Origin of the sequence: Mesorhizobium sp. M4A.F.Ca.ET.050.02.1.1, assembly GCF_003997725.1 — a bacterium.
GTDB lineage: Bacteria > Pseudomonadota > Alphaproteobacteria > Rhizobiales > Rhizobiaceae > Mesorhizobium.
This window is the reverse complement of record NZ_RZSG01000511.1, coordinates 1-4,333: the sequence shown is the minus strand read 5'-3', so window position 1 is coordinate 4,333 and position 4,333 is coordinate 1. Positions and strand designations below refer to the sequence as shown.

4 protein-coding genes are annotated in these 4,333 nt (G+C 66.9%); 2 read left to right on the top strand and 2 right to left on the bottom strand.

What is annotated here, in order from left to right:
• Both EOA33_RS25730 and EOA33_RS25725 read right to left on the bottom strand, forming a co-directional pair.
• Positions 1 to 1,151: bifunctional alpha/beta hydrolase/class I SAM-dependent methyltransferase (locus EOA33_RS25730; RefSeq protein WP_127406917.1), on the bottom strand; the 1,151-nt coding region annotated here is incomplete at its 3' end.
• A complete protein-coding gene (locus EOA33_RS25725) occupies positions 1,148 to 1,753 on the bottom strand; it encodes a CDP-alcohol phosphatidyltransferase family protein (protein WP_126055343.1) in 606 nt (201 codons plus the stop codon). The genes EOA33_RS25730 and EOA33_RS25725, both read right to left, overlap by 4 nt.
• Positions 1,754 to 2,561: 808 nt before the next feature.
• Between EOA33_RS25725 and EOA33_RS25720 the strand changes: the two genes are divergently transcribed.
• Complete coding sequence (locus EOA33_RS25720; protein WP_189375667.1) at positions 2,562 to 3,299, top strand: class I SAM-dependent methyltransferase; 738 nt, start codon at positions 2,562 to 2,564, stop codon at positions 3,297 to 3,299.
• A gap of 100 nt (positions 3,300 to 3,399) precedes the next feature.
• Positions 3,400 to 4,333: winged helix-turn-helix domain-containing protein (locus EOA33_RS25715; RefSeq protein ID WP_190234371.1), on the top strand; the 934-nt coding region annotated here is incomplete at its 3' end.

The following is a 4,333-nucleotide window of genomic DNA, read 5'->3' as shown; positions in this document are numbered from 1 at the left end:
GTCTCACCCCGGGCGTCGTTCTCATAGACGTAGTCAAGGGTGGAGCCCGAATCGAAGCCGGTGGTGATCCCCGTCTTGAGGCCGGTGGAGAACCAGGAGCCGATGCGAATGAAGGCGCGGCTCATCGCCCAGTAGAGGCCCTTGGGCGACAGCAGCGGCAGCGGGGAGGCGAGCCTGTCGGCCTCGTCGCGCGTGTAGCCGGAGCGGTCGGCCGCGGTCAGGTCGGCAGGCTTCTCCGGCGCTGAAAACTGCTTTTCGAGGAATGGCCGGACTAGGTCGAGCGCGTACTTGCGGTCGCGCTCGCCCAGCGTGTCGTGGAAGAAACCGGGCAGCACATGCCGCTCCTTGGCGGGGCTTGCCAGGTTGACGAAGAATTCGTGCTGCGGGCCGTGCCGCACCACCCAGTCGGCGCCCGAGATCAGCAGCTGTGTCGGCACGGTGATGGCGCGCGCGTCCGCGACGATGCGGGCGGCATGCGTGTAGAGCTCGACCAGTATGTTGGAGGCGATCGGCCTCGTGATCAGCGGATCGGCGTCGAAGGAGGCGATGCGCTCCGGATCATGCGTCAGGAACTTGGCCTTGACGTAGGAATTGACAAAGAAGCGCCCCTTGAGCCGCTGCCAGAGCGCGATACCCTCCTTGGCGAAGGGCACGTAGAGCTTGACCGAGAAGGCGGGCGAAGCCACCACCAGCGCGCGGATGTCGGGCGCATAATCATGCACCCAGGCGGCGGCGAGCACGGCGCCGAAGGATTGCGCGATGAGTGCTACGTCACGCTGGGAAAAACCGTCGCGGGCGATCTCGCGCACGAAGCAGTCGATGTCGCGCACCAGCGCGGCGAAGGACGGCGCATAGCCGCGCTCGCCGGCCGAGCGGCCGTTGCCGCGCGCGTCCCAGGCGTAGAAGGCGTAGCCGGGCATTGCGAGCTCGTCGACCAGATGCGCCATTCGCCCGCCATGCTCGTGGCCGCGATGGAAGAGAAGGATGGCGCCCCTGGGCTGCTCGCCGAGCGCCGGCCAGTAGCGGTAGAAGATCTCGGTGCCGTCATGGGTCTTGAAGGTCCGCTCCTCGGCCACGCGTTGGAGGCTCGCCGGTGCTGCTGCGGCGATATTCTGCTGATGGATCATGGTGTTGCCCCCGAGGTCGCTCATTGCCCGACTGCTCCTCTAAGGCCGCTGCGTATCCGGTTGATGGCGGTCGCCAGCGACAGTGTTGCGAGCGCCGGAAACACAAAGGGCGTGAGTGCCACCGGCCACAGGCCGAAAACGATCAACGCGCCGATGACGCCCAGCGCCAGCGCCCGGTCGCTCTTGCCGAACGGCCCTGCATAGTCGCGCGCCGCCCCCGCGGCGATGCCGAGCACGCCGGCGAACTCGACGATGACCGCCATGATCGCGAAGGCGACCACGCCCCAGGCCGGGAAGAGGGCGGCGAAAGCGAGGATCAGCGCCAGGTCGGAGACGACGTCGCAGAGCTCGTTGAGATACATGCCGAGTTTTGACGCCTGCCCATGTTCCCGTGCCAGCATGCCGTCGATCGCGTTGAGCGCCATGCGCGTAAACAGCGCCACCGGCATCAGCAGGAATACGGCCGGATGGGCCGCGAAGGCAGCCACCACCACGCCGGTGGCGACGGAAAGGCCAGCGGCCAGCAGCGTGATCTGGTTGGCGGTGACGCCGGCGCTGGCCAGGCGATCGGCCAGCGGCCGCAGCCTCGCCTGGAAGGCTGGTTTCAACGCATAAAGCGTCGGCATATGCGATCCCCCAACCGCGCCCGCGCATGGATCCCATGCGCCAAAAACCCCATGCCGCGACTCCTTCTGGATGCACGACCTGGCAAGAGGATGGTCAATCGGCGGTCAAGACGCAAGGGTGGCGTGCGCGCGCTTGCGACGCGGCTCAAATCTGCGTTTTGGAAGACCGGCCAGGAGCGGGCGGTACACCATGCGTGTACCAGCCCGTCCGGCGCCCCCGCCAAGCTGCTGAAACCCCGTCCGTCCCCAACAGCCCCCGGTTATGGCGTGACCAGTGGTTGCGAATATCCATTGGCGGTGCGCGCTGTCAACGTCGCTTCCCGAGGTGTCCGAATGCCCGTTTTTGACCCTCGCGGACCATCGCCGCAGACCCGCGCGATCACGTCCTTGCTGCCCCTGAAGGCCAGCAAAAGCCGGTTTTCCGGGCTTTTCGACCGCTCCGGTTGCCGATGCGACGGCTCCCGCCTATGCGCTTGAATCGGCTTGCCTTTCGCCGGCTGGACTTTTTCGGCCCAGCATTATCAACCTGACTTTTTTTGGGTGTATTTGGACCGGCGGCGATTTTGCCGGTGCGCCTGTGTGAATTGCTTCATAGCGCGCCAGGGCAAGACGATGCACAGCGACCGAAGCGCGGGGGCGCGACGGCCGGGCGGCTCGCATGGCTTGCCGCCTCGCCTTGGGTATTGCGTATCGCCGCCGCTGCGCTTCGGGCGCCTTCGTCACGCCAATCTCAGCCGAATTTCAGCCGCGCCTCACGACAACCGGTCGGGTCCGGTTCACGCTGGGCGAAAAAGGGATGGATGCGATCATGGCGCAGGCGCAAGGCACGGCACATTGGGACGAGAACCATTCTCGCGGCTTTCTGCACAACGGGCGTTATTTCGTGCCGGACCGCGAGCGCCAGATCGGGATCATCGCTGACCTCATTCCGCAACCCGCGCCGGGTGGCCTGCTGGTCGAGCTGTGCTCCGGCGAGGGGCTGCTCAGCCGCGCGCTGCTGGAGCGCTTTGCCGACTGCCATGTCCTGGCGCTCGACGGCTCGGCGCAAATGCTGGAGCAGACGCAGGCCACCTGCCGCGACCATGCCGGGCGCCTGGCCACTGCCGCGTTCGAGCTGGCGCAGAGCGGCTGGCGGCGCTTTGCCGAGCCGCCGCATGCGGTCGTCTCCTCGCTCGCCATCCATCATCTCGACGGCTGGCAGAAGCAGGACCTGTTTGCCGATCTGGCGGCGGCGCTCAAGCCCGGCGGCGTGCTGGTGGTGGCCGACATTGTGCGCCCGCCGAGCGCAGGCGGGCTCGACATCGCCGCGCGGCAATGGGACGAGGCGGTGCGCGCCCGGGCGCTGGCGATCGACGGCGATCTCGCCGCCTTCGCCGAGTTCAACCGCCTGGGCTGGAACTATTTCCGCAACCCGGACGGCGAGCCGATCGACAAGCCCTCCTCGCTCGCCGAGCAGCTTTCCTGGCTTGCGAAGGCGGGCTTCATCGAAGTCGACTGCGCCTGGCTGTTCGCCGGCCACGCCATCTTCAGCGGGCGAAAGCCTTGATGTCTTCGGGCGGGCGTGATGTCTTCGAGCATGCGAGGGCCGTGACAGACTCCTAGCCATCGCGCGGATCGAATTGGTTGACGTCTCCTCGAGGGGCGACATGACGACGTTCGAATTCTCCGGCCACAGGCTCGATCTGCACAGGGGCAGGCTGCAGAGGGGCGGGCACGACGTCGACCTGCGCGCCAAGTCGCTCTCGCTGCTCGTCTACCTGCTGGAGAATGCCGGCCGCGTCATCGGCAAGGACGAGCTGGTCAATGCGGTCTGGCCGAACATCGCCGTTTCCGACGATTCGCTCACCCAATGCATGAAGGACATCCGCAAGGCGCTCGGCGCCGAGGCCGATGGCTTGATCCGCACCGTGCTGCGGCGCGGCTATGTGATCGACGAAGAGCGCGTGCGCCGCCTCGAGGATCGGGTCGCCACCGCGACCGGGGAGGGGACGGCCGACGACAGGCCGTCGATCGCGGTGCTGCCCTTCGAGAACCTCAGCGGCGACCCGGCGCAGGACTATTTTGCCGACGGCATGGTCGACGAGATCACCACGGCGCTGTCGCGCATGCGCTGGCTGTTCGTCATCGCCCGCAATTCGAGCTTCGCCTACAAAGGACAGGCCGACGGCGTGAAACGGGCCGGAGCCGAACTCGGCGTGCGCTACGTGCTGACCGGCAGCGTCCGCAAGGCCGCCGACCACATCCGCCTCACCGGACAGCTCATCGACTCCGCTTCCGGCAAGACGATCTGGGCCGACCGTTACGACGGCACCATGGCCGACGTGTTCGACCTGCAGGACCGGCTTGCGGAGAGTGTCGTCGGCGCCATCCAGCCGTCGATCCTGTCGGCCGAGATCGAGCGTTCACGGCGCAAGCGGCCGGAAAGCCTCGCCGCCTACGACTACGTGCTGCGCGCCTTTCCGCTTACCTGGTCGCTCGAGCGGGCGCAGAACGAGGAGGCCGGCACGCTGCTTGATCGCGCGATCGCGATCGAGCCGGATTATCCGCTGGCGCTTTCGCTGCTCGCCTGGTGCCATCTGC